The organism is Rhodopirellula sp. P2 (assembly GCF_028768465.1).
Taxonomy (GTDB): domain Bacteria; phylum Planctomycetota; class Planctomycetia; order Pirellulales; family Pirellulaceae; genus Rhodopirellula.
In genome coordinates this window covers 5,416,945-5,442,470 of record NZ_CP118225.1, presented here as the reverse complement: position 1 = coordinate 5,442,470, position 25,526 = coordinate 5,416,945, and the positions used below count along the sequence as shown (strand labels likewise).

The window sequence follows — 25,526 nt, the reverse complement described above, 5'->3', positions numbered from 1 at the left end:
GTGGATGCATCGGGTGAACACCGCGAACAGTCGGATGAGACCCACGAATCATTGAAGGACTACATGGACGCTCGACGTCCAGCAGTGGAAGCGGCTTTGGAAGAAGCCTGCCGGGATCGGGCTGGAGTGCCAGAGCGATTGGCGGCTGCGATCCGGTACGCCGTCTTGGCTCCGGGAAAGCGGCTTCGTCCGATGTTGACGATCATGTCGGCGGAAGCGTGCGGTGGCGATCTCGCTGGCGCGATGCCAGCGGCGGTGGCGATCGAGATGATCCATGCTTATTCGCTGATCCATGACGACCTGCCTGCGATGGATGACGACGATTTGCGGCGTGGGCGACCGACGACGCACATTGAGTTTGACGAGGCCACGGCGATTTTGGCTGGTGACGCGTTGCAGTCCATGGCATTTGCTCATCTGCACCAAAGCACCCCCGACGCTGCACGCTCGGCCGCGCTGATTGGGACCCTGGCCACCGCAGCGGGGCCTGCAGGGTTGGTCGGCGGCCAGGCCGATGACTTGGATGCGGAGAAACGCACCGTGGAGGACTTTGGTGGCCCCGATTCGGCGCTGAAGCACCTGGAAGCGATCCATCAACGAAAAACGGGGGCATTGTTCATGGCCTGTGCAGCCATGGGCGCAATTTCCGCCGGAGCAGATTCGCGGGCGGTTTCGGCCTTGACCGATTACGCTAAAGCGTTTGGACTCGCCTTTCAAATCACGGACGATTTGCTGGATTGCACGTCCACTGACGAACAACTTGGAAAACGAACGGGCAAAGACGACGGCCGTGGCAAGCTGACTTACCCGGGATTGATGGGACTGGATCGGGCAAGAGCCCACGCCAAAGCGACGATTTGCACGGCGCACGAATCGCTGCAGTTGTTCGGAGCGACTGCGCAGCGGTTAAGAGAATTGGCGGACTTTGTTTTGGAGCGTACAAATTGATTGAACACAAACACCCACTGCTGGCTGGTTTGCAGGATGCAACGCCGCTGGCAAACTGGTCCCCCGCGCAACTGAGTGACGCGGCTGTTGAAATCCGCGACGTGCTGTGCAATTTGCTGGCAACGCGAACCGCCCACTTTGCGTCCAACTTGGGCGTGGTGGAACTTTGTCTGGCCCTGCACAGCGAATTCGACTTTCGCACCGATCGTTTGATTTGGGACACCGGTCACCAGGTGTACCCACACAAATTGGTCACCGGTCGCTACGACCGTTTCGAGACCATCCGCACGGCCGGTGGGTTGATGGGATATCCCAACCCCCACGAAAGTGTCTACGACCTGTTCATGACGGGGCATGCGGGGTGCAGCGTCAGCACGGCGGTCGGGCTGCGCAGTGGCGATATTCTGATGAACCAAGAGGATCGCCGGACGGTGGCGGTGATTGGGGATGGAGCCTTTCCCTGTGGAGTCGTCTTTGAGGCGCTCAACAACGCAGGTGAACTCGGCGACGATCTGACGATCGTTCTGAACGACAACAAAATGTCGATCTGTCATCGCACCGGTTCCGTGGCTCAGTACTTGGACCGGTTGCGCGGCAACCCGTTCTACACGGGGCTGAAGCACGAGGTCACCAAGTTGCTCGAACGCGTGCCGATGTTCGGCGACCCGGCCGAGCGGTTGCTGGCGCAGATGAAAGAAGGCGTCAAGGCTGGTTTGCTCGGCGGCATGCTGTTTGAGGAACTCGGCATTCGCTACATCGGTCCCATCGATGGTCACGACATCCCGTTGATGCAGAAATACTTGCGGCTGTGCCGGGAGACTCCTGGGCCGGTTCTGCTGCACGTGGTGACCGAAAAGGGACACGGTTACAAACCCGCCGCAGAAGATCCCGTGTTCTTTCACACGCCACCCGCTTTCGAAGACCGTGGTGGCACGCCGGTCACCCGAGGCAGCGACGGGCAGCCTCCCTACACGACTCACGCCCGCGACGCGATTGGCGCGGCCATGGAACGTGATTCGCGAGTCACGGTCATCACCGCCGCGATGTGCCAGGGCAACAAGCTGGAACCTGTTCGCGAAAAATTCGCGGATCGATTCTTTGACGTTGGCATCTGCGAATCGCATGCGGTTGCGTTTGCCGCAGGGCAGTGCAAGACCGGCATGCGGCCGATCGTGGACATTTACAGCACGTTTCTGCAACGCAGCTACGACCAGATTTTCCAAGAAGTCGCTCTGCAGGATTTGCCGGTCGTGTTCATGATGGACCGGGCTGGTTTGACTGCGCCGGATGGGCCGACTCACCACGGGGTTTACGACATCGGCTACCTGCGTTTGTTCCCGAACATGGTGCTGATGGCGCCGGGCTACGCCCAAGAGTTGTCGATGATGTTGGACACGGCGCTGACGCTCGATCATCCGTCTGGGATTCGCTATCCGAAGGCATCGGCGCTCGAGGCCACTCACACACCAGCACCGATCGAAGTCGGCAAGGCCGAGTGGATTCGCGAAGGAGCGGACGGCACAATCGTGGCTTACGGTGCGATGCTGGAACAAGCGATCGTGGCGGCGGAGCGGTTGGAAGGCGAGCTGGAAATCGGCGTCGTCAACGCTCGCTTTGTCAAACCGATCGATGCGGAGATGGTCCGCACAGCTCTCGGCGACGGACGCTTTGTCGTGACGCTGGAAGAAGGCACTCGAGTGGGCGGCTTTGGTTCCGCATTCTTGGAATCAGCGGTGGACCAACGCTTGGACACGCGAGCCGTTCATCGATTGGCATTGCCCGACGAGTTTGTGTTGCACGGTGACCGTTCACAGTTGCTGGACGAATCCACTTTGTCTGCCCAGAAGGTGATCGAGGTGTGTCGTGAAGCGGCTTCTGAGGTCGGTTCGCAGGTTGGTGTCTGATGTCATCTTCCAGCGGAGAAGCTCCGGATTGGTGTGGCTGTGGTCGCCCGCCGCGAATTGTTGTGTTGGGGGCACCTGACAAGAACAACGTGTCCTCCGCTTGGAAGCGTCTTCGGCCGACGATTCAGTCGCATGCTGAATTGGTCGCGGCCGACTTTGAGTTCACTTATGACTTCTCCGATGACGACCTCGATTTGGTGATTGTCATTGGGGGGGATGGATCCATTCTGCAGTCCGCCCGTCAGATGGGCAGCCATCAAACTCCGGTGCTGGGGATCAATTGCGGTCGCCTGGGGTTTTTGGCCGCGCTGTCGCCGGAAGATTTCTTGGACGCTTGGCCCAAGGTCTGTCATGGCGACTTTTCGATCATTCGGCATCTGATGCTGGAGGTCCAGCATGTTCGAGACGATCAGGTCATCGCCCAATCGATGGCGCTCAACGAAGCGGCCATTTTGAACGGACCGCCGTTCGCGATTCTGGACATTGACCTGTACGCCGATGATGAATTGGCGACCCAGTATCGATGCGACGGGTTGATCGTGGCGACCCCCGTGGGGTCGACGGCTCACAATCTGTCCGCCGGGGGGCCGATCTTGAGGCGGCAATTGCAAGCGATTGTGATCTCGCCGATCAGCCCGCACACGTTGACCTACCGTCCCCTGGTGGATTCCGCGGACACGCGTTTGGAACTGGCGGTGACGGAACCCAATGCATCGACCAGCATCGTGGTGGACGGTCGAATCCTCGGCCAGTTGAAATCGGGCGATCGTGTTCGTGTGCACCGGGCGCCGGTGGCGTTTGAAATGCTGCGAGTTCCCGGCCAAAACGATTATCGCACGTTGCGTGAAAAGTTGGGTTGGTCAGGGCGATTGGCGTTGCGACAGTCGTGAGCCGAGATCACGATATGTCGATGATTGAAATTCTTTGGGCCTCTCACTCGTGTGTCGTCGTGTGCAAACCGGCGGGCCTTCCGACCACATCGCCACCGGGCACGCCGTGCCTTCAATCGCAATTGCGCGAACAGTTCGCTGAAGCGGGAAACGCCGCCAGCTATTTGACTGCCGTGCACCGGCTCGACCGTCCCGTGTCGGGATTGGTCTTGATCGCACTCCGCAAGAAAGCGGCGCGTTTGCTGAGCGAGCAGTTTCGGTTGCGACGCGTTCAAAAAAAGTACATCGCGGTGGTGGAAGGCGATGCTCGCGAGGCTTGCAAGCAAGAGCCATGGCAGGATCATCTCGCCAAGACGCCCGACCAGGCCCGTGCGGAGGTCGTTGGGCCTGAAACAGTCGATGCACGCGCCGCGGAAACAAAGGTGAGCTTCCTGGATTACGACGCGACGTTGAATCGTTCTCGAATTGAGCTTCGGCCTGTTACCGGCCGAATGCATCAATTGCGAATCCAGTCTGCTCACCGCGGTCACCCGATCGTCGGCGACCCGTTGTATGGAAGCGCAGCGGATGAGTCCGCGTTGCAGCTCGTCGCCGCCCAGTTGTCGTTTCGAGACCCGACCAACGGACGCGCCGTCGAGGTCGTGTTGCCTGAGTTGCCGTTCTAGGTGAGCCGGTTGGTGTTGATGTAGGCAAAGGTGTAAGCCGTTTTGGCGTTCGCCACGGTTGTGCTTGAAAACCGTGGCGAACGCCAACGGCTCACATACCCGATGACACCTGCGTACCTGCTTAGCAGTCCAGGCTCACGCCGAAACGGAGGATCCCAATCGGCTTTGTTCAGGTCGGTTGGATCGGCGTTGAACTTTGCCGTGCGAATCACTCGGGGATATTCAGCGGGTTGAGTTGGCAGTCGGGCTTGGCTTGCCGGAAACGTTGCAATCCTCGCTCTGTGATCTTGGTGCGTTGGAGATCGATGGTTTTCAATCGAGGCAGTGCGATCAAAGTGTCGATCGCTTGATCGGTCAAGTTGGTGCCTGTCATCCAAAGCGTCGAGGCTGATTGCGGAATCGACTTCAGTACGGAGTCGTCGATGGCGGTGTAGCTGAGGTCGAGTTCTCTCAACTGGTTCGCACCCTGCAACAGCGTGGCGATTTGGTTGGTCACCTGTGTCGCCTCCAGGCTCAGTTGGTCCAGTTGTTCCGTGTCAGCAACCAAGCGAAGGACGTCGGCGTCTGTCAGAGGCAATCGTGAAAGGTCGCACCAGGTCAGACCGTGAATTCGTTTCTGTTTGGCTAGCCCGTTTCCAGTGAGGTTGCAACCGGCCAGGCACAGCGTTGTCAGGTCGCCTTTGGCCGGATTGTGGTTCAGATGAGCGTCGTCGACTCGAAGGTAACGCAAGATGGCGGCCGGGTTGGTCTCGTTTGCGGCAACATCATCGGCTGTGCCCGTCGTGTCGGCTGGCTTGGGGTGCGAATAGAGGTCTGCCAACTGCTTGAGCAGTCGGCGGCGTTGAGGGGGCCCAGCGGCGTCCATCAGGTAATGCGTTCGCAGGGCGGATTGGGAATACCAGCGAGCTAGATCGGGCTTGGATTGAACCTGGTCCCGAGTGCCGCGCAGGTCGTCCAGAGACGCGATTGGGACTCCGCCGATCAACGCTTGGTAACGAGCCAATTGCAATCGCGGGGATTCCCATCCGCCGACGTACGCAAGCGATCGTTCGTACCGAAGGGATTCAAAGTAGCCCGCCATGCCTTCAATCAACCAAAAGTCTTCGGTTGTCGCCGTCGCGAAGGTTTGCCCGCGAGTTGGCCGACGTCGGGATGCGTTGGCGGAGGCTTCGGTGAACAGTTGATGACAGATTTCGTGATGCAAGCTGGCCAGGTCTCGTTGAGGAAAGAAGAACGAGAGTCGCAGGGTGTCGCTGTAGAATCCGGTGGAGGCAGCCACGGCAGAGGTGTCCGTGTTGCGAAACGCGGAGGCGATCGTGGCGCGATAGCTTTCCTGGTCTGCCAGCAAAACGACGCGGTGGCGTTGTCCGTGTGCAAGCCGAGCGGGCGACGACCTCGATTTCAAATGGTCGACCGCGGTGGTCGATTGGCGGTCCCAGTCGCTGACGATCGATGCGACTTGGCTTCGTCCGGACCAGATCGGAAAGAAGATTTGAGTCCAGACCCAGTATTCTCGCTCGAGGGCCTCGGCAACGGTTCGGGAAGCGACATCATCCGCTTGGCTGAGGATTTCGAAGTGATCGGTTTGCCAGACGCGAAAGGAACCGGGCCGCCATTGCAGTTCGCTGGGAGCCACTCGGCCACGACGGTCCGTGATCAGCACATCGGCATCTGCGGGGAGTCCAAACAGGGTTCGGAGTTCTCTTTGGCTGGGGGTCGCATGATGAGATTTCCACAGATCGATGTAGGCGGACCAGATCTCGTCGGCCGGGTTGGGCGAGTCCGCTCGGGCGGACATCTCGGCGGTCTGAAAGGCGTGGGCACCTGGCGATTCGGATTGCGATTCCAGTGGGGGTGGATCAGCGGCCGACGGCAGCGGAATGAACGCCGTCACTCGGTCGAGCGAACTGGGATCGGGAGTTTTGGGTTCGGCGACCGTTTCGGTATCAACGTGTTTGGTGGCCGTGGTGGGAGGTGTGTCGTCCGCGGATGCCTGGATTGGAAGTTCAGGAATCAGCCAAATAATCACGGCGATCAGGTATAGTGGTGCTCTCGCGGGTTTACTCGCGAAGACCTTCCCCACCTCTCTCTCTCCCCACACCTTTCTCGACATGAAAAATCCTTGGACCTTGGTGGCACGTGGCTCCCTCGTCGTGACGACGGTTGTCGCCTGCTTGTTCGCATCAATGTCGCTGCACGCGGCAGAACGAAATGTTTTGTTCATTATCACGGACGATGAAAGTCCCACGCTGGGGTGTTATGGCGATCCCGCGGCAGTGACGCCCGCAATCGATGCCGTCGCCGCAGACGGGATGGTGTTTCGAAACGCGTTTGCCACCACGGCTTCGTGCAGCGCCAGCCGAAGTGTGGTGATGAGTGGTTTGCACAACCATCGTAACGGACAGTTTGGGCATCAACACCATTATCACAAGTTTGCATCGTTCAATGACGTCGCCGGGTTGGCTCTGCCACGTGTGATGGCAAACACCGGTTATCGCACCGGGCACATTGGAAAGTATCACGTTGCGCCCGAATCGGTTTACCACTACGAAACCTACTTGAAGGCCAACTCTCGCAGTGCCGTCGAGATGGCAGAAACCGCGAAGGATTTTCTGACGGATACGGAAGATGACCGTCCGTTCTTCCTGTACTTCGCAACCTCGGACCCGCACCGTGGTGGTGGCGTCGACAAGACGTCTGAGTTGGAGCTCAAGCCCGATTTGTTTGGCAACAAACCGCGACGAGGTGCTTACCCGGGCGTCGAAGAAGTCTTCTTTGATCCCAAGGACGTGGTCGTGCCAGCGTTTTTGCCAGACACGCCTGAAACCCGTTCGGAGTTGGCTCAGTACTACCAATCCTGTGCCCGCGTTGATCAGGGCGTCGCACGGCTCGTCGAGATTTTGAAAGAGGCTGACCTCTACGACAAAACCATGCTCGTGTTCACCAGTGATCACGGGATGGCTTTTGCCGGCGGCAAGACGACGGTGTACGAAGGCGGTTTGCGAGTTCCGATGGTCGTTCGTGATCCCTACCAAGAAAAGCGTGGTGTGGAGAGCGATGCGATGATCAGCCACATCGATATCACGCCGACTCTGCTTGATTTCGCCGGTGGTTTGGATCGGAAGACCAACGCTCCCAGGAAGTTGGTCCCAGCGAAAAAGCTGCGCAATCAATTGGGCGTTTCACCGATGGACAATCACAACGGCAACAAGCCGCTGGATCATTACCACGGTCGCAGTTGGTTGGACGTCTTGGCGGATCCGGCCAAGTCTCATCACGAAGAGATCTTTGCATCGCACACGTTCCACGAAATTCAGATGTACTACCCGATGCGAGTCATTCGTGACGGCAAGTACAAGTTGATTTGGAACATCGCTCACGCGTTGGACTACCCGTTCGCCAGCGACTTGTGGGCCGCCAGTTCCTGGCAGGCACAGTTGGCCAAGGGGATGGACGCCCCTTATGGGCAGCAGACGGTCGGCAAGTACGTTCATCGTCCCGAGTTTGAACTGTTCGACATCGAGGCCGATCCGAATGAGTCGACCAACTTGGCGATCAGCAGCAGTCACACGGAGGTCTTGGAGGCTTACAAGGCGAAGCTCAAGAAGCTGCAGAAAAAGTACGACGATCCCTGGATCATGAAATGGGATTACGAGTGATCGCAACCGGATGGTAACGCAAGTGAATGTGGCTGATGGCCAGTTGAGTTTCCATCTCGGTCTTGGGGTGGAGCGGGGTGACGCCTCGCTTTGTTCCAAAGCATCGGCTCGGTCGCCAGGTGCAACCTGGCCTACGGGCGGGCGAGGTAGTGAGGCCTGACTTGCTGGAGTCATTGGGCGTTTGAGCTGAAGTAGGCCAGGTTCCACCTGGCGATGGTTGATGGCCGGTTGAGTTTCCATCTCGGTCTTGGGATGGAGCGGGGTGACGCCTCGCTTTGTTCCAAAGCATCGGCTCGGTCGCCAGGTGCAACCTGGCCTACGGGCGGGCGAGGTAGTGAGGCCTGACTTGCTGGAGTCATTGGGCGTTTGAGCTGAAGTAGGCCAGGTTCCACCTGGCGATGGTTGATGGCCGGTTGAGTTTCCATCTCGGTCTTGGGATGGAGCGGGGTGACGCCTCTCTTTGTTCCAAAGCATCGGCTCGGTTGCCAGGTGCAACCTGGCCTACGGGCGGGCGAGGTAGTGAGGCCTGACTTGCTGGAGTCATTGGGCGTTTGAGCTGAAGTAGGCCAGGTTCCACCTGGCGATGGTTTTGGCCGGTTGAGTTTCCATCTCGGTCTTGGGGTGGAGCGGGGTGACGCCTCGCTTTGTTCCAAAGCATCGGCTCGGTCGCCAGGTGCAACCTGGCCGACGGGGCTTGATGTTTTGGATTGTGACGCAAGGTGGTTGCGCAAGTTTTTATCCCCGCCGGGATGAAGGAAGAACGCTGCGCTGCAGACTGTTGATTGAGTCAGCCGGGAGGCGAGCGTGTCTGGTTGGTTTCCGGTAAGCGTGGGCGATCGGCTGATCGATCCATCTTCGAAACGTATTCTCTCTCGCGCCATTCCATGCGTTTCTGCGTCGAAAAAGAGTTCGGACGCCCGCGTTTCAGTTGCCTGTCCGAATTCTTGGCGAATCCGGCTACCTCAGAGGCAAGTTTGGCACGCAGGCCGCTCGCCCACGCCGGGGCCAGAAAAAAGAAGTGAGAGTGCTGGGACTCGAACCCAGGACCATTCGATTAAAAGTCGAATGCTCTGCCAACTGAGCTACACTCTCGACCGACGACGAATCGTCGGTTTGAACTGAACCGAAACGGTGGAGCGAGATTCACCGACATTCCAGAGCGAATGCCAGAAAAAAAAGCTGCCAATTGCAGAAGCAATCCGGCCGACCGAGTTCAAGCGGAGCGGACAGGATTCGAACCTGCGGAACCAGTTTCCCGGTTCACCGATTTAGCAAACCGGCGCTTTCGACCACTCAGCCACCGCTCCTGGTGGAAACGTGCCCACGAGACGTTGCCGCCGCGTGACGTGTTTCGGTCAGGCGGGATTGTGCTTCATTCCGCTTTCGGCTGCAACCCTTTCTGGCCTCTGACAGGCTGACACGGAGAACTTTTTCTAGGTTCGGATCCCCACGAGTTGTTGCAACCGACTCAGTTACCGCAATTGGAACCGAAACCGGGGCTCACCTCCCCCCTCCGGCGAACCCCGCGAACTCTGCCGCGGAGTCTTTCGTTGCACTACACTGGACGTTCACTCGCTGGTTCGCCCTTTCCATGGTTTGTTTTCCCATTCACGGTTGGATTCAACCATCGGATGCCTTTCTTCCCGCTGTTGGGTTGAACCGCCGAGTTTCCCCTCCCCTTTCCCACCTGACCTTGACCAACATGCGACCTCTTTTTGCGAACGTTTTGTCGGCCGCTTTGGCGGCATCCACCCTTTCCGCTTACTCCCCGCTTGTGTCTGCCGAAGACGCTCGGCCGGCAAAAGTCGTGTTTCAAGACGACTTTGAAAACGGCGACCAAAAATGGGAGTACCTGGACCCCAAGACTTGGAAGTTCAATTCCCCCACCGGCGAATCCAAGAATGGATCGATCGAGATCACCGATCGGAAATCCGAGTACTCGCCTCCGACCCGAAGCCCCGGCCACGTGGCTTTGGCAAAGGGCCTCGAGGTCGGCAGCTGCGAGATCCAGTTTCGTGTTCGCAGCACGCTGGACACCGGGAATCACCGAGATTGCTGCGTGTTCTTTGGTTACCAAGATTCATCGCATTTCTATTACGTCCACTTGGGTGCCAAGCCCGACCCACACAGTGGTCAAATCATGATCGTCAAAGACGCGCCCCGCTTGGCGTTGACGACGAATGAAAAGCTGACGCCCTGGGGCAATGATTGGCACAACGTGTTGGTTCGCCGTGATATCGCGACCGGAAAGATTGATGTCTTCTTTGACGACATGGAGACGCCACACATGAGTGTCGTCGACAAAACCTTCGGAGCCGGCCGGGTCGGTCTGGGGTCGTTCGATGATCTGAACGAATTCGACGATGTCGTCATTCGTGCAATCGACTGACGCATTTTGTTGGCGGATCTCGCGGTGGGCCGGGGGAGCTCGATGCATGAGTTCATGCTCGGCCCTCCCCTCGCTTCGCTCGACCCTCCCTGAGGGAGGGTGAAGTTCTGGGGGCTTCGAATCAACAAGGATTACGAGAAGCCGCTCCACCCCATCACAGGAACAGCATGAGCACGGAAGAAACTTCAACCAACGAACCGCATTGGGATCTCGATCCCAAGTTTGACTTCGTCGACGCCCATCGTTTGCCATTTTCAGGTGACAAGGTGTCGCTGAAAAAGATCGACACGGAGTGTGCCGGGCCGTTCGAAGGCAAGACGCACGGTCGGGCGTTCACGCATCAAGCGAACATCGAAATTCGCGATTTGCAGTACCGGATGTACACCGAGGGCAAGCAGTCGCTGCTGGTTGTCTTGCAGGCCCCCGACGCGGCTGGCAAAGATGGCTTGATTCGCAAAGTGCTCGGCCAGATGAATCCGCAGGGATGTCGCACGCATCCCTTCAAGGTGCCGTCGTCGGAAGAGCGGGCTCATGATTTTCTGTGGCGAATTCACAAAGCGACGCCTGCGGTCGGCAAGGTTTCGATCTTCAATCGCTCACACTACGAAGACGTGTTGGTCGTTCGGGTGGAGGACTTGGTTCCGAAGTCGGTTTGGAAAGAACGCTACGCGATCATCAATGACTTTGAGAAGATGCTCGCGCATCGTGGCACTCGGATTTTGAAATTCTACCTGCACATCAGTCCGCGGGAACAACTCGAACGCTTCAAGAAACGCTTGGACGATCCGAATAAACACTGGAAACTGAACGCGGGGGATTACGAAGCCCGCGACAAATGGGCCGCTTACCGGGAAGCCTACGAGGACGCGATGGAAAAATGTCATTCCAAAATCGCTCCCTGGCACGTGATCCCGGCGGACAAAAAGTGGTACCGAGATGCGTCCGTCGCCGCGATCGTTCGGGAAACGCTGCGTGACATGGACCCCCAATTGCCCAAAATTGACGCGGACTTGGATCAGATTCGGCAGCTCTACGAACGCGAATTGGCTGAACTGACAGAGTGATCCGTCAGGGTTTCTTGCGGTTTTCTCTGACAGGGTGCCTTGTCAGATGCCGTTTCGTCTGAAAACTCACGGGTTCTAGAGCGGTCATTGCCCGAATTCGTGCTTGCGAGCGATGATTCTTAAACCGAGCGGGCACTCGCTCAACGCGGCCAAGCTGCCTTCGTCCAACCTTTTCTTTGATTGATTGCTTTCGTTCATGAAAATTCGCCGCAACCCGACTCGCCCGGTCACCATCGGATCGATCACGATCGGAGACGGTCACCCGATCGCTGTTCAAAGCATGACGGCGACGAAGACTCAAAACATCGACGCGACGGTCGAGCAAGCCGAAGCCCTGCACGCTCGTGGTGCTGGCGTCGTCCGGATCGCGGTCGACAGTGACAAAGACGCCGAAGCGTTGGCGGAAATTCGCAAGCAGACGCAAGCGAACCTGGCCGTTGATTTGCAGGAGAATTTTCGCTTGGCCGAAAAGGTCGCGCCACACGTCGACAAGATTCGGTACAACCCCGGCCACCTGTATCACCACGCTCGCGAGTTGACCTGGCAGGAAAAGGTTCGCTATCTGATCGACATCGCCGGCACCAACAACTGCGCGATCCGGATCGGCGTGAACTGCGGCAGTGTTGATCCAGCGAAGAAGGAAAAGTACGACCACAACGATTCAATCACACCGATGCTGGAATCGGCGCTGGAACACTGCGAACTGGTCGACTCGTTGGGGTTTCACAACTTTGTCGTGTCGTTGAAGGACAGCGACCCGTCCAAAGTCGTCCAAGTGAACACGCTGTTTGCTGAACAACGACCCGATGTCGCATTGCACTTGGGCGTGACGGAAGCGGGCATGCCGCCAGACGGAATCATCAAGACGCGAATCGCGTTTGAGCAATTGATTGGCAAAGGCATTGGCGACACGGTTCGCGTTTCGCTGACGTTGCCGAACCCACGCAAACCGGAAGAAATCGATGCTGGCAAGCAGATTGTCGATGACATTCATGCGGGCCGTGTTCGCAGCGTGGTGAAGTTCGACGATTCGAAACTGAACATCATCAGTTGCCCCAGTTGTTCTCGTGTCGAGAATGAGGCGTTCATCGATTTGGCGGCCAAAGTCAAGGAAATGACGGCATTTGCTCAAGACTATGCGATCACGATCGCCGTGATGGGATGCCGTGTGAACGGGCCCGGCGAAACGGATGACGCGGACCTCGGGTTGTGGTGCGGGCCTGCAAAAGTCAATCTAAAGCGTGGCCCGGAAGCACTCGGTGCATTTGGGTACGACGAAATCCTGCCAAAGTTGAAGCAGGAACTCGACGATTTGATCGCCGCCAAGCAATAGCTTTTTGTCTTCGCTTGGTTTTCGGGACCAATTCGTAGCGGAAGTCGTCAAGACTTTCGGCGAACCATCATGCAACTCGAAACTCTTGACGAGTTTCGCTACCCGAGGAATGAGTTGCAGTGACGTCCATTTTTGAATGCTTTTCAATCCACCTAGTTCTCTGATTTAGATTCACATGGCCAGCGACGAACTTTACGAACGATACAACGAAGTCGAAAAAATCATCGACGAGGAAAAATTCGAAGAAGCCATCGCGGGATTGAAACCGTTGGTGGAAGAAGACGAAACGTTTGTGATCGCTCACTTGGCGCTCGCTCGTGTTTACACAAAAACGGGCCAGCACGAAGAAGCGATCGAGCACGGCAAGAAGGCTTGCGAGCTGGAACCCGACGACGCGTTCAACTTCACCGCGATGAGCGTCACCTATCAGCGGGCTTGGGCGGGAACGCAGAACCAGGCCTACATCGCTGCCGCCGAAGACGCGATGGCACGGGCTCAGCAGCTCAACGCGATGTAGCCGGATTCGCCAAGGATTCGGACTCGGTGCAATGTAGCCGGACTCGATTGCTTGGGACGTTTCGAGTGTGTTTTGGACAATGGCCGAGCCTCTCGGCCTCTGCGTTAAGAAAACGTTTCGCTGGCAATCGCGTTGAGCGTTGCCGCGAGCAATGGCCAGTGATCCGCCTGCGGGTTCTGCGTTGTTGCGGCTCAACCGTCACGACCGTTGCAAGCTGACCAGGCAAGGACGGACTGCGTTGGATTCCGGTCATCGTTGCGTGCACGCTGGCTTGGCGGAGCAACAAATTCACAGACGAACCTGTCGAATTTGATTGCTTCCGATTTTTGCTGAGCGTTTGAGCCGTGTCTCCATCGTTGTTTTTCGCCGCGATTTTCTGTGGAAGCTGTTTCCTGTTGTTCGTTGGCAGTGCCGATGCGATCGAAGAGTGGGAATGGAAGCGGCTGACGCGAAAACGGCTTCCGAAACTTCGTCGTGGCGATCCGTTTCGAGCCGCCACCAAGGAGTCTGCTGAGCAAACACAGACCGTTGCCAAGCCGGACGTGTCGCAGCATCCGTTGCGGTGGAAGGGATGGCGGTCGGTCAGCGTGCAATCGATCAAGGACGAGTCGCCGGATTGTCGTTCGTTTGTGTTCGTCCCCAGCGATGGTGAACCGTTCCCACCTTTCTTAGGCGGGCAATATCTGACCGTGCGTTTGAAGGATCCATCGACGGGCAAAAATGTCTCGCGTTGCTACAGCCTTTCCAGTGGCCCGGATGAACCGCACTACCGGATCACGGTGAAGCGAGTGCCGGGCGGGACGATGAGCAATTTGCTGCACGACACCGTTGGGGTGGGCGATTCGATCGAAATCCAGGTCCCCAAGGGCAAGTTCCATTACTCGGTGGCCGAAAGTCAGGCTCGCGATCCGCAGCCATTGAATTTGATCGCCGCCGGAATTGGGATCACGCCGATGTTGTCGATGATGTTCCAGAGCCTGAACGAGAGAGCAGATCGCGAAGTCAATTTGTTCTATCAAGTTCGGGATGCGATCGACGCACCGTTCCTGACCCCGATTCGCGAGATCGCGAAAATGCTGGAGGCGACCTCAGGCGTGCGTGTGCATCTTTGGTTCAGCCGACCGGAAGCCGGTGACATCGAACCCGGCAATGCGGTCGGGCGATTGTCAGCGGAGCAGATTGTGGATCGCCTCGGTCATCACCGCGGCGAGTATTTGATCTGTGGTCCCGATGTGTTCATGAACGCGATCGCGGATGGGTTGATCGAACGTGGTGCCGCGGCTGATCGCGTGATGTTCGAATCGTTTGGCGGTAAGTCCAAGTCGGCAGGGGCCTTGGCCGTTCCGGCTTGTGCTCCCGGTGCGGATGAAGCAGGTGTCGATGGGCCGGGGGCAGATGAGTCTGTTGGTTGGAGCGTCACGTTTCAAACCAGCGAGAAGTCCGCCGCGTTTGAGGCTGGGATGGAAGGTTTGCTGGACGTGGCGGAATCGTTGGACGTCGAGGTTGATTCGGGGTGTCGTTCAGGTGATTGCGGCGCGTGCGTATGTCGTTTGGTTTCGGGCAAGGTGACATACGCCGAGTCACCGGAATGCGATCTGGAAGATGGCGAAGTGGTGCTGTGTGTTGCCAAGCCGGTCAGCGAAGTCGTCATCGACGCTTGAGTTCTTGGTTGCCAGCCAACGCAGCAAAGTCTTCCCGTAGCGGAACTCGTCAAGAGTTTCGATTCGTATGCTGGATTGCCGAAAGTCTTGACGACTTTCGCTACGGCCTGAACTTGCATTCCCCGTCGAGATGCGGCATCAGGCGGTGCTTTTGCTGAGCAACCAATCCGCGAGTCGGGGGGAGACCGCGTTGATTGCCATCAGGACTCGGACTTTGGGCGGCATCACGATTTCGATCTTGCGATTCTGGATGCATCGCAACACTGCGGCAGCCACTTTCTCGGGCGGCAATCCTTTCAGTTTGGCTCCGCCGCCGGGTTGCGCGGCGGTGGCGGGAACGCCAGCCTTTTTGTCCGTTTGGTAGCGGTCAATCGGTTGGTCGTCGTCGCGACGGATAGGGCCCGGGCAAACGACGCCGACATGGATCCCGTCCGCTTCCAGTTCCATCCGAAGCTGACGCGAAAAGCCGACCAAGGCATGTTTTGCGATGACGTAGCCGCCGAGGTAACGCGGCGCGAGGCGGGAGGCCAGCGACCCGAGATTGACGATCGTGCCGCGTGACTTCTTCAGTTCCTCGTAAGCGGCGCGGCAGCACGTCCAGGCGGAGACCACGTTGTCGCGAAACAACGATTCGAGTTCGGCAGGCGCACTGTTGATCAGCAGTCCACGATCACTGCGCCCAACCACGTTGACCAAAGCATCGAGCGCCCCGAACTGGGCGACGTGCTGATCGACCAGGGCTTGCATCGATGCGGTATCGCAGGCGTCTCCCGCGAACACAGCGATGGAGTCAGCGGCGTGTTCCTTCGAGAGCAATTCCGCAGCGTGTTGGAGTCGTTCTGGATCACGACCCAGCATCGTGATCCGGTAGCCCTCACGGAGCAGTTGCCGGCAGACGTGCAGGCCCAATCCCGCGGAGGCTCCTGTGACGATCGCGGAGGGAGTCTTCGTTGGCGGGGTCACACCCATTCTTGCGTGGTGGGTTTGATCACGATTTCAGGGACACAAGCACGAGGTGGCAGTTGGCAGATCGAGAGCACGACCGAAGCGATGTCTTCGGGTTGCAGGATCGATTCTTTGTGCTCTTGGCTGACCGGAACCGGGCGATTGTCCAGGATCGGTGTGTTGACTTCGCCGGGGTACACGTTGGTGATCCGAACGCCTTCGTGGCGAACTTCGTTGGCGATGGCGGTTCCCATCGCGGTCATCGCAAATTTGCTGGCGCAGTAGACGACTCCGCCCAATGTGATCGCTCGCTTTCCAGCGACGGATGAGATGTTGATGATCAAGCCGTCGTGCCGGTCGCGCATGGCACCGATGACTTGGTGGATGCAGCGGTAGGCGCCGGTGGCGTTGATCCGAAGGACGCGATCCCATTCGTCGGGATCCATGTCCGCCATGGTTCGCTTGGCGATGTTGATTCCGGCACTGTTGACCAAGATGTCCACGTCGCCGTCGCTTGCGCGGATGTCTTGGAAAAACCCTTCGATGCTGTCGTTGTCAGCGACATCGATCGTGTGGGTGCGGACTGGGTTGGGGGAATCGATGGAGCTGGCGAGCTCTTTCAGTGGGGCTTCGCGACGTCCGCCAACGGTGACTTTCGCTCCTGCCATGGCCAATTCGCGAGCGATTCCTGCCCCGATTCCGGTGCCTCCGCCGGTGATGGCAACGACTTTGTCTTTCAGGTTCATGGTGGATCGCAAGTGTGGGGGGATGGTTCAGTGGGGTGAACTTCGATTTTCGATTTGCGGCAGGCATTTCGCAATCCCCCCTTGGCGAGACGGTTATAGTGTTCGCGTTGAATGTCCCGTCCCCCATTTTGTTTTCCACAGGAAAATCGATGTCACGTTTTTTGCTTCTCACACTCGCCCTGGGTTGTTTGATGACTGCTTCTCAACCTATTTCCGCCGCGGATTCGACGGCGGATCACGAATGCGTCTTGGCTCACGAAGCCCAAACGATTGAAGGCAAGGAAGTCGATCTGCACGATTACGAAGGCAAAGTTGTCCTGATCGTGAATGTTGCCAGCAAATGTGGCTACACCAAGCAGTACGCCGGTTTGCAATCCTTGTACGAAGCTCACAAGGAAGACGGTTTGGTCATCCTCGGATTCCCTTGCAACCAATTTGGATCGCAGGAACCAGGGACAAACGCCGACATTTTGGAGTTCTGCAGTGCTCGGTACAACGTCACGTTCCCGATGATGGGCAAGGTCGACGTCAACGGTGACGACGCGTCGCCGTTGTACAAGCAGTTGACCAGCGTCGAAGCCAAACCAGCTGGCAAGGGCCCGATCAGTTGGAACTTTGAAAAGTTCTTGATCGGCCGCGATGGTCAAGTCATCGGTCGTTACAAATCGAAGGTCGCACCTTCGGACGATGAGTTGGTTTCGGCGATCAAAGCGGCACTGAAGGGCTAGAGGCCTGTGTGGCTCGCACGAGTGGCGAGTCACGAGCACGAAAAGCTCGAAGCTCGAAGCTCGAAGCTCGAAGCTCGAAGCTCGAAGCTCGAAGCTCGAAGCTTTCCTTCAGCGCATAAAAAACGGGGCGAACTTGTCAGGCAAGTTCGTCCCCGGTTTTGTTTGATCGCGTGGAGTCCACTCAAGCACCCCGGTGACATCGTGGCCGGTGATCCGTTATTCGGTTCGATGTCCGAATCAGCACGGCCGACGAAGTCAGGTTGGGGTCGCTGTGTGGAGAGCGTTACGTCAACGTTCTCTGGGTAGCCCCGTCGTGGGGGGCTCCCCTGAGAACAAATTTCAATCAGCAGCCGCAAGCAGGAGCAACGTCGCAACCGGCGTCGCATCCGCAGTCGTTTCCGCAGCCACAGCCGTTGCCGCCAAGGATTCCCTTGAGCAAGCTACGGATAGGACCAGCCGAAGCAGGTGCACATGCTGGAGCACAAGCGTCTGCACATCCGCAGACAGGAGCTGGGCAGCAAACGGTGACAGGAACTTGCTTGCAAACCACTCGTGGCACGCAACGAGTCACGGTGTAAGGCTCGCACACTTGGCGGCACTTCTTGACCTTGATCGTTTCTTGGTAGCACTCTTTGCGGCAAGTCGTGTAGCACACGGTCTTGGTACGGCACTCAGGGATCATCTTGCAAACTTTGTACTCGCAAACTTTGGTGCGGCACTCAGGAACCATCTTGCAGACGGTGTACTTGCAAACTTTGGTGCGAGGCTCGCAAACCATCTTGCAAACGGTGTAGTTGCAAGTCTTGGTGCGGCACTCGGGAACCATTTTGCAGGTCGTGTAGTTCACGGTCTTTTGACGGTTTTCGCAAACCATCTTGCAGACTTTGTACTCAACGGTCTTGCTACGGCACTCAGGAACCATCTTGCACACGGTGTAGTTGCAAGTCTTGGTACGGCACTCAGGAACCATCTTGCACACTTTGTACTCAACGGTCTTGGTGCGGCACTCAGGAACTCGACGGCACACGGTGTAAGGGATTTCACGAGTACGGCATTCTGAGACGTACTTGGTGCAAGTCACTTCTTTTTGCTCGCAAGTTGGGACCCAGACTTTCTTGCAGATCGTCTTGGGGCAACCTTGAACGCATTCCACTCGGCATTTGCCGGGGCAGTACACGGTTCGGCAAGTCGCTGCATCGAAGTACGAAGTACCGGGCTCACGCACGGTCCGACGGATCATCGGTCCAGGAACGGTTTCCGTGACAGTTTCCCAGTGTCCACCTTTGACCGTGATGGTCTTGGTGTACGTTTGAGGAACGCTGACGCGGTAGTTTTCCGTGCGAACCTTTTGTTCTTGCACGGTGTTGTAAACCGTGTAGTTGATGTTTCGCGTACGAGTTTCGTACGTTGGCACCATCACGGTGTAGTTGGTCACTTTTTGACGAGTTTCGTACACAGGCTTGTTGACCGTGTAGTTGATCGTCTTCGTACGAGTTTCGTACACAGGTTTCTTGACTGTGTAGTTGATCACCCGTTGGTGCTGTTCGTAAACAGGCTTGTTAACGGTGTAGTTGATCGTTTTCGTACGTGTTTCGTACACAGGTTTCTTGACTGTGTAGTTGATCACCTTTTCACGAGTCTCGTACACAGGCTTGTTGACCGTGTAGTTGATCGTGCGTTGGCGTGTTTCGTACGACGGCACCATGACCGTGTACTGAACTTCTTTTTGGTGAGTTTCTGGAACCATCCGCGTACGGTTGACCACTTGGTCTTCGAAGTACACTTCGTTCCGAGTGCGGGTGCGAGTCTCTTGGACTTGCTCCATCACTGTTTCGCGGACAGTTCGCATCACGGTGTACGATCCACCGGCGACGGCCGAACCGTCAGAGATGACCGAACCACCAGCAACAGCCGAGCCGTCTGCCATCACCGATCCATCGGCAACAACGGAACCACCACAACTGCTACAACCTTCGTAACTGATCGCACCGCTATAAGCAGCGTGAGCAGCATTCGCGCCCGAGACGACCGAGATGATCATCAGAGCAGGCAACAACCACAAACGTTTCATCGTAAGTTTCTCCACAGGTAACAACGGGACGTTGTAATAACGCAGCTTCCTTTGGCCTGCCGGATACCCCCCGGCTTGACCTCCATACCAACCAAGACCCAGACTGCTAAACCGATCCGCTGCCTGATTCACTGTCACTCTTGTTGCAGTGTGCCCGTCGACTGAACGAAGGCCGAGGCTGCGGTTGTGAGAGCGGGATGGCCCACACGTGGGCCAGGGAGGGTCGGTAAGGCTTCACTTGCCAGTCGGTCAGAGATAAGCTGTGCCAGGTGTGTGACACAGGCGAAAACTCTGCGGACTAGTAAAACTGATCTTGATGCACAAACTTCATCGTCTGCGGGACACGCGTTGAACAAGCAAACAGGGAAGTCCTGGCAAAAGGGAACGATTGCGTCGTCGAGTCTTGCCGACCTTGCGGGTTGTTCCAATGAAAACAAATGTGCGGGTCGGTCATGGGCATGAACACAGAGCACGCTGCGGACGGTTCCGACAATCCCGACGAGAGCGATCGTCGGGCCGAGTTGTCGACGCCCGCGGTGGGACGATTGTCGCTGTATTACCGTGAATTGCACCGTTTGCTGGATGCCGGTGAAACGTCCACGAACAGCCGTGACCTGGGCGCGATGGTCAATGTGTCGCCCGCTGTCGTGCGCCGCGACCTCAGCTCGATTGGATCGATCGGTCGTCGCGGGGTTGGATACGACGTTGCGATCCTGGCCGACCGAATCGGTGTCGTTCTGGGATCAGGCGTGCAGTGGAAAGCGGTCCTGATCGGCGTCGGGTCGCTGGGCAACGCTTTGCTGCGTTATCGCGGGTTCGAACGCCTGGGCTTTTCGCTGGCGGCCGCGTTTGACACGGATCCAAGCAAGTATGGCCGCGAAGTCGGGGGCACGACGGTTCGTTCCCTGGACGATTTGGAAGAGGTGTTGGCGACCGCAAAACCCGAATTGGCCATCCTGGCCGTGCCGAGTGAACAAGCCAGCCAGGTCGCCACTCGCGTGGTGGCCGGTGGGATTCAAGGCATCCTGAATTTTGCCCCCACAACCCTTCGCGTGCCCGCTGGCACAGCGATCATCAACGTGGATCTCGCCAGTGAACTGCAACAGCTGGCGTTTCGAATCCAGAACCGTTGATGGGCAGAGGGCTGGCCTGGTAGCGGGAGAATGCGTTGGTGATGCAAGGGATGGAGCGTGGTACGGGCTGGCATCGAGCACCGATGGCTCGTGCCGCAAGCACAAGCACGAGCACAAGCACGAGCACGAGCACGAGCACGAGCACGAGCACGAGCACGAGCACGAGCACGAGCACGAGCACGAGCACGAGCACGAGCACGAGCACGAGCACGAGCTAGAAGCTAGAAGCTAGAAGCTAGAAGCTAGAAGCTAGAAGCTAGAAGCTAGAAGCTAGCCCCCCTTGTCGTGGCTGCATCAGTTGTCGATGCGGAGCATTGGGTTCCAGTTGCCAACTTTGTATTCGGTTCGCTTGCCGGACGCGGGCATCCCTTTGGTTCTTTCGGCTTCGAGTTTCTGCGTCAACTCGCGAATCACGGTGGCGATCTCGGGATCGTTTTTGCGATCGCCGTGAGCCAAGTTGGTGAACTCCTCGGGATCGTTCTGGTGATCGTAGAGCTCGGTGCCACGTTTGCCGTCGTCCCACAGGGTCAGCCGGTACCGCTGGGTCCGAATGGAATACCCGTAGTAGCGTTGTTTGGCTTGACGATCATTGCGAACGACCATCGTCAGGGAGTGACCGCGGCCTGCTGCCGAGGGATCCCGCAACATCGGAACGAGCGATTGGCCTTGCATCCATTCTTGCGTGGGCACGTCACACCATTCCGTCAGCGTCGGATACAGGTCGACCAGCCCCACGGGCGAGGTGGCCACCGCGCCGGAGGTGCGTCCGGGTTCGGCGATGATCAACGGCACGCCAGCGACTTGGTCGAACAAGGCTTGCTTCTGCCACAATCCCTTTTCACCTAGGAAGTAGCCATGGTCGCTGGTGAAGACCACGATCGTGTTCTTGTCCAAGCCGGTGCGTTTGAGCGTGTCGAGCACCTTGCCGACTTGCGCGTCCATGAACGTGGTGCTGGCGTAGTAAGCCTGGACCGCTTTGCGGCGCAGATCGTCGGTGAGTAGCTCTTGCTCCTTTTTCCGACTGAGCAAGGCCGCCTCGGGAACGTCCGCGTTGTCTTCTTTGACATTGTCAAACAGCGGCATGTCTTCCAGGTCGTAAAGATCGAAGTATTCCTTGGGTGCCACATAGGGCGTGTGCGGTCGATAGAACCCAACGGCTAGAAAGAACGGGCGGTCGTTGCGTTTGGCGCAGCGTTCCAGAACCCAGGACGCGTCGTCTGCTAGCATCCCATCGGTGTGGGCCTCGTCTGGGCGAGGCGATGCGTACCAGGACAGCGTTCCGCCGAACGCGTTCTTGCGAAGCGTGAAGATATCGGGTTCTTCGATCAGTCGATCGCAACCGGCTGGATTGAGTTCCAGTTCCCAGGACGCGGGGTCATCGTGGCCGTTGGTGCCAACGGATTTGGGAACGTTGTAGTGGTACATTTTTCCGATGCGACCGGCGAAGTACCCGTCCAGCCGGAAGGCTTGTGGCAGCGACCAACGCTCAGGAATCGAATCACGAAAAATCTGGGCGTTGCCGTGGATGCCGGTGGTGTCCGGATACAGCCCGCACAACATCGAATTTCGCGACGGGCCGCACAGGGGGTACTGGCAGGCCGCGTTCTGAAACAGGACGCCTCGGGCGGCCAGGCGATCGATGTTGGGGGTTTGGACCAGCGGATCCCCGTAGCAACCGATGCGAGTGTTCAAATCATCGGAAATCAAGAACAACACGTTCTTGCGTTGGTTGCCTTGGGAGCTTTCGGAATCTTGTCCGTGGGACGCTTGAAGATTGAAACACAAGCTGAGGAACAGTCCGAGGCCGAGAATCCGCCTGATAAACATTGAGGTACCTGCTGCACGAGGGTTGAGACTGGTGCGGCAAGTATAAACGAGCGAAACCCACGACGTTGGTTCACAACGACGTGGGTTTCGGATGGCGATCGAAGGTCGGGACGCTCGCGTTTCAGTGGCGAGTCTCGGGGCAACGTTTAACGCTGAACGTTGTCTTCCTCGGGACGGGTGGCCAACTGCGTTTCCGCGTCCATCGCGGCGGGATCCAGCCCCGGATTCAGCTCGGGGTAGGCTGAGTCCGGGACCACGTCGACGGCCACGATGGATTCGATTCCGGTGGCAGTGTTCAGGCTCACAATGCCGTTCGGAATTCCATCGGGCGTGGGGGCTGGAATGGCATCGCCGTCCACCAGCATGGTTGGAATCGCGGGGGACGATTCCATCGCATCCGGAGCGTCGTCGGGAGTGGGCGCGGGAACCAAGTCACCGTCGACGAGCATGATTTCGATGATTGCCGAGTTGGGCAACTCATCGGGAACCGCATCCGGAGTCGGAGCCGGGATGACTTCCCCGTCGACGACCATCGTGTCGATCGAGTGAACCGTGTCCGGTTCCGCGTCCGGAACCGGCTGAGGGATCGGTTCGCCATCCACCAGCATCATCGGGACAGGTTTCGCGATCAGCGACGCCAGGTCACTCGCCACGACATCCAACACATCCGCTTCAATCACCGACCGGCGGCGAGCCACATCCGCCAGCACCACGCCAAGCTCACGAGGCGAGAAGCACTCCGCCACTTCCGCCGCCTTGCTGACTTGCCAAACCGCTTCTTCCAGCAAGCAATCTGGGGATGCCTTCACCAGTTGAGCGTCGTGGAAATCGCCCTCGTTCAGGTCATAGGGCAAGTAGGCTTCTGCCAAGGTCACGATGACAGGTGAGCTCCCTGCCAAATCGCTGGCGTCTTGGGCAGCCACTTCGGGCTCGGCAATCCGTTCAACGCCCGCTTGCAAAACCGTGTTGCCAACCGGTTTTGAAAAGTCATGCATGGCGATGAAGGGAACGATCACACCTGGATGGGTGACATCCAAGGGTTCTTCTGCGGCGAGTGCAGCCAACTCCTCGCGAACATCGATCGTGAACTTGTGCGGTGCAGGCTTGGCGGGCACGGCTTTTTGAACCACTTGGCTCTGCAGCACAGACGCGTCGGAAGTGACTTCGGGCGTCGATTCGTCCAGCCACCAACGGTTCAGTGCCACCGCTTGAGCCAACGCTTGGTCGTCGGCCACTTCTTCGTTGAGCCCGGGATCCAGTTCGCCAGCGACGGGTGGCAATTTGGCTTGCGTGCGAATCATGGCGAACGGTTCAAGGAACTGTTCGAGCGGGATGCCGATCTTGGCCGCGGTGGAAGCGGCGACGGCGGCCAGCATTTCGTTGAAGTCCGAGGAGGTGCGCCGAACACTGGTCGCGGGAGCGGGCACATCATGGAGGTCGGCCGCGGCAATCTTCAGCTCGTCGCCGGTGGACTCGGGTTGAATGTCAACGCGGACGGTCGGGATGGAATCGTGTGTTCCCGGGATTGAGATGATGGCTTGCTGGGCGGGTTGGGCGTCGGCTTCCTCGGCTTTGATCTCCCCGGCTTTGGTTTCGTTGTCTTTGGGTTGGGCTTGGGGGGCATCCACAACAACGGCAGGGGCCGCGGCGATGGGGGCGGGATCGACAGGAGCGGGGTCGATGGGGGCGGCGTCTTCGTCAAAGCGGTGGACGAGGATGGAGATGCCGCCGGTGAGAGCAGGATCGACTTGCTTGGCATGAGCGAGCGATGGTGCCAGGCCCGAAGCAAAGAGCGAACCGGCGATGGTGACCGACAAAGCGAGGCGTTTGGCGGTGGTGGAACAATGGCGAATGGGGGTGAAGATTTTCATGATTATATTGGGCCGGAGATCAGCGAACGAAGGCTTGGAATAAAGTGTCCACTGCGAAACCGGAGCTTGAATGAATGTGATGGTGGGCTGTGAGGTGGGACAGAGCGGCAACGGGGGGTGCCGAAGTTGGCGCTGCCAAAATCGCCGGATGGAGATCCCGCTCCAAGGCACGCTATCGGCGAGTTGAACGGCTGGGGAATTGAAATCGCCTGGGAAAGCGATTCGTTTTCACTGCGACCGTTCCAGTTGTTCCGTTTGGGTAAAGTCCCGGCGGTTTCACGGCCGCATTTTTGACGATATCCCCACAATTCGCCTGCCGAAACGCCGTTGGACGCAAGCGTCAAACCGAGCTTGGGCACTCACCGGCCACGCCTCACCACTCTGGCGAGGACGGATTGCCACCATTCCAAAACGGGGCGAAGCCGGTACGCTTTTGGTAGCCGCAGGAGTGTTTCTGCGGTTCGATGGTCCCGCGAATTTCCCGAGCAGGTTTGCAGTCTTGAGTTCCGCCAAAGGTCCCCTTCTCGATCCGACGATGCTATTCCGGTTCGAAGTTCGGCTGCAGCAGCACGCTTTGGATTGGACCTCGCGAGGGTTGTCGCTGCCCACATCCTGCCGAGTGCCTTCTTTTGCGGCCCTCTCAGGCAGTCCGATCTTTGCCGATGTTCGCATCGCGTGGGACGTCACCGGCATCGGGTTTCACTTGCTGGTCAATGGGAAACGTCAGTTGCCATGGTGTCGCGAAACCCGATTGGACGAGAGCGATGGGTTGCACCTTTGGATGGACACCCGGAACAGTCCCAACATTCACCGGGCGACCCAGCATTGCCATCGGTTTTTATGGTTGCCCGCCGGCGGTGGCCCCAAGCGGGAGCGCGCGGTCGCGGCGATGGTGCCCATCAATCGGGCGCGAACCAATCCCAAGCCCATTCGTCCGGACGCGCTGAAGATTCACGCGATCCCGCGGCACGATGGGTATGAATTGTCGGGTTTGATTCCCGCCGATGCCTTGACGGGATACGACCCCAAGGACCAATCGCAGATCGGTTTCTATTACCTCGTCGCGGATCGGGAACTCGGCAACCAAGCCTTGACGCTCAGCACTGATTTCCCGGTCGCGGAAGATCCATCGTTGTGGTCCGAAGCCGCGTTGATCTCCAGCTGAGCAAAGAGCA

At 57.9% G+C, this 25,526-nt stretch carries 21 protein-coding genes and 2 tRNA genes; 13 read left to right on the top strand and 10 right to left on the bottom strand.

Annotation, left to right across the window (positions count from 1 at the left end):
• Genes PSR62_RS19245 through PSR62_RS19230 form a run of 4 tightly spaced genes read left to right on the top strand, consistent with a single transcriptional unit; the run spans window position 1 to window position 4,407 of the window.
• A complete protein-coding gene (locus PSR62_RS19245; protein WP_274408257.1) occupies window positions 1-948 on the top strand; it encodes a polyprenyl synthetase family protein in 948 nt (315 codons plus the stop codon).
• Window positions 945-2,852 (top strand): 1-deoxy-D-xylulose-5-phosphate synthase, encoded by a 1,908-nt coding sequence (dxs, locus tag PSR62_RS19240; protein WP_274404627.1) that lies wholly within the window; start codon window positions 945-947, stop codon window positions 2,850-2,852. The genes PSR62_RS19245 and dxs overlap by 4 nt, the downstream gene beginning before the upstream one ends.
• Window positions 2,852-3,742 carry an NAD(+)/NADH kinase gene (locus PSR62_RS19235; RefSeq protein ID WP_274404626.1) on the top strand — a complete coding sequence of 297 codons (891 nt, stop codon included), beginning with the start codon at window positions 2,852-2,854 and terminating at the stop codon, window positions 3,740-3,742. The genes dxs and PSR62_RS19235 overlap by 1 nt, the downstream gene beginning before the upstream one ends.
• Window positions 3,743-3,762: 20 nt before the next feature.
• Complete coding sequence (locus PSR62_RS19230) at window positions 3,763-4,407, top strand: RluA family pseudouridine synthase (protein ID WP_274404625.1); 645 nt, start codon at window positions 3,763-3,765, stop codon at window positions 4,405-4,407.
• 208 nt (window positions 4,408-4,615) lie between these two features.
• Here PSR62_RS19230 and PSR62_RS19225 read toward each other — a convergent pair whose 3' ends face one another.
• A complete protein-coding gene (locus PSR62_RS19225; RefSeq protein WP_274404624.1) occupies window positions 4,616-6,436 on the bottom strand; it encodes a hypothetical protein in 1,821 nt (606 codons plus the stop codon).
• Between the two features lie 82 nt (window positions 6,437-6,518).
• Between PSR62_RS19225 and PSR62_RS19220 the strand changes: the two genes are divergently transcribed.
• Window positions 6,519-8,066, top strand: coding sequence for a sulfatase family protein (locus tag PSR62_RS19220; RefSeq protein WP_443217301.1), 1,548 nt, complete (start codon window positions 6,519-6,521; stop codon window positions 8,064-8,066).
• On the opposite strand, the gene PSR62_RS19215 is transcribed toward PSR62_RS19220, so the two are convergent.
• The 4 genes from PSR62_RS19215 to PSR62_RS19200 form a co-directional block, all read right to left on the bottom strand.
• On the bottom strand, window positions 8,044-8,355 hold the full coding sequence (locus PSR62_RS19215; RefSeq protein WP_443217300.1) for a DUF1589 domain-containing protein: 312 nt from the start codon (window positions 8,353-8,355) through the stop codon (window positions 8,044-8,046). The genes PSR62_RS19220 and PSR62_RS19215 overlap by 23 nt on opposite strands.
• Complete coding sequence (locus PSR62_RS25810) at window positions 8,237-8,947, bottom strand: DUF1589 domain-containing protein (protein WP_443217299.1); 711 nt, start codon at window positions 8,945-8,947, stop codon at window positions 8,237-8,239. The genes PSR62_RS19215 and PSR62_RS25810 overlap by 119 nt, the downstream gene beginning before the upstream one ends.
• A 138-nt stretch (window positions 8,948-9,085) precedes the next feature.
• Window positions 9,086-9,158, bottom strand: a tRNA-Lys gene (locus PSR62_RS19205).
• A gap of 126 nt (window positions 9,159-9,284) precedes the next feature.
• Window positions 9,285-9,373: transfer RNA gene (locus PSR62_RS19200), tRNA-Ser, on the bottom strand.
• A 467-nt stretch (window positions 9,374-9,840) separates the two neighbouring features.
• Between PSR62_RS19200 and PSR62_RS19195 the strand changes: the two genes are divergently transcribed.
• From PSR62_RS19195 to PSR62_RS19175, 5 genes are all read left to right on the top strand, one after another.
• Window positions 9,841-10,455, top strand: a complete 615-nt coding sequence (locus tag PSR62_RS19195; protein ID WP_274408255.1) for a hypothetical protein — start codon at window positions 9,841-9,843, stop codon at window positions 10,453-10,455.
• Window positions 10,456-10,622: 167 nt separating this feature from the next.
• A complete protein-coding gene (locus PSR62_RS19190) occupies window positions 10,623-11,519 on the top strand; it encodes a polyphosphate kinase 2 family protein (RefSeq protein ID WP_274404623.1) in 897 nt (298 codons plus the stop codon).
• A 184-nt stretch (window positions 11,520-11,703) separates the two neighbouring features.
• A complete protein-coding gene (gene ispG, locus PSR62_RS19185; protein ID WP_274404622.1) occupies window positions 11,704-12,852 on the top strand; it encodes a (E)-4-hydroxy-3-methylbut-2-enyl-diphosphate synthase in 1,149 nt (382 codons plus the stop codon).
• 175 nt (window positions 12,853-13,027) lie between these two features.
• Window positions 13,028-13,369: a tetratricopeptide repeat protein gene (locus tag PSR62_RS19180; protein WP_047813443.1), complete on the top strand. Its 342-nt coding sequence runs from the start codon at window positions 13,028-13,030 to the stop codon at window positions 13,367-13,369.
• A 344-nt stretch (window positions 13,370-13,713) separates the two neighbouring features.
• Window positions 13,714-15,030: an FAD-binding oxidoreductase gene (locus PSR62_RS19175; RefSeq protein ID WP_274404621.1), complete on the top strand. Its 1,317-nt coding sequence runs from the start codon at window positions 13,714-13,716 to the stop codon at window positions 15,028-15,030.
• Window positions 15,031-15,168: 138 nt separating this feature from the next.
• Here PSR62_RS19175 and PSR62_RS19170 read toward each other — a convergent pair whose 3' ends face one another.
• The gene (locus PSR62_RS19170) at window positions 15,169-15,999 is read right to left on the bottom strand and encodes an SDR family NAD(P)-dependent oxidoreductase (RefSeq protein ID WP_274404620.1); all 831 of its coding nucleotides are present in this window, start codon (window positions 15,997-15,999) and stop codon (window positions 15,169-15,171) included.
• Window positions 15,990-16,721 (bottom strand): SDR family oxidoreductase, encoded by a 732-nt coding sequence (locus tag PSR62_RS19165; RefSeq protein WP_274404619.1) that lies wholly within the window; start codon window positions 16,719-16,721, stop codon window positions 15,990-15,992. The genes PSR62_RS19170 and PSR62_RS19165 overlap by 10 nt, the downstream gene beginning before the upstream one ends.
• 149 nt (window positions 16,722-16,870) lie before the next feature.
• On the opposite strand from PSR62_RS19165, the gene PSR62_RS19160 reads away from it, so the two are divergent.
• A complete protein-coding gene (locus PSR62_RS19160; RefSeq protein WP_274404617.1) occupies window positions 16,871-17,449 on the top strand; it encodes a glutathione peroxidase in 579 nt (192 codons plus the stop codon).
• 343 nt (window positions 17,450-17,792) lie between these two features.
• Here the strand turns inward: PSR62_RS19160 and PSR62_RS19155 are convergent, their stop codons facing one another.
• Window positions 17,793-19,520 carry a hypothetical protein gene (locus tag PSR62_RS19155; RefSeq protein WP_274404616.1) on the bottom strand — a complete coding sequence of 576 codons (1,728 nt, stop codon included), beginning with the start codon at window positions 19,518-19,520 and terminating at the stop codon, window positions 17,793-17,795.
• Window positions 19,521-19,972: 452 nt separating this feature from the next.
• On the opposite strand from PSR62_RS19155, the gene PSR62_RS19150 reads away from it, so the two are divergent.
• Window positions 19,973-20,653 (top strand): redox-sensing transcriptional repressor Rex, encoded by a 681-nt coding sequence (locus PSR62_RS19150; RefSeq protein ID WP_443217446.1) that lies wholly within the window; start codon window positions 19,973-19,975, stop codon window positions 20,651-20,653.
• Window positions 20,654-20,947: 294 nt separating this feature from the next.
• Here the strand turns inward: PSR62_RS19150 and PSR62_RS19145 are convergent, their stop codons facing one another.
• Together PSR62_RS19145 and PSR62_RS19140 are read right to left on the bottom strand one after the other, a co-directional pair.
• Window positions 20,948-22,480, bottom strand: coding sequence for a sulfatase (locus PSR62_RS19145; RefSeq protein ID WP_274404614.1), 1,533 nt, complete (start codon window positions 22,478-22,480; stop codon window positions 20,948-20,950).
• Window positions 22,481-22,626: 146 nt separating this feature from the next.
• On the bottom strand, window positions 22,627-24,351 hold the full coding sequence (locus PSR62_RS19140) for a hypothetical protein (RefSeq protein WP_274404613.1): 1,725 nt from the start codon (window positions 24,349-24,351) through the stop codon (window positions 22,627-22,629).
• 619 nt (window positions 24,352-24,970) lie between these two features.
• Between PSR62_RS19140 and PSR62_RS19135 the strand changes: the two genes are divergently transcribed.
• A complete protein-coding gene (locus PSR62_RS19135) occupies window positions 24,971-25,516 on the top strand; it encodes a hypothetical protein (RefSeq protein ID WP_338020227.1) in 546 nt (181 codons plus the stop codon).
• The last annotated feature ends 10 nt before the right edge of the window (window positions 25,517-25,526 follow it).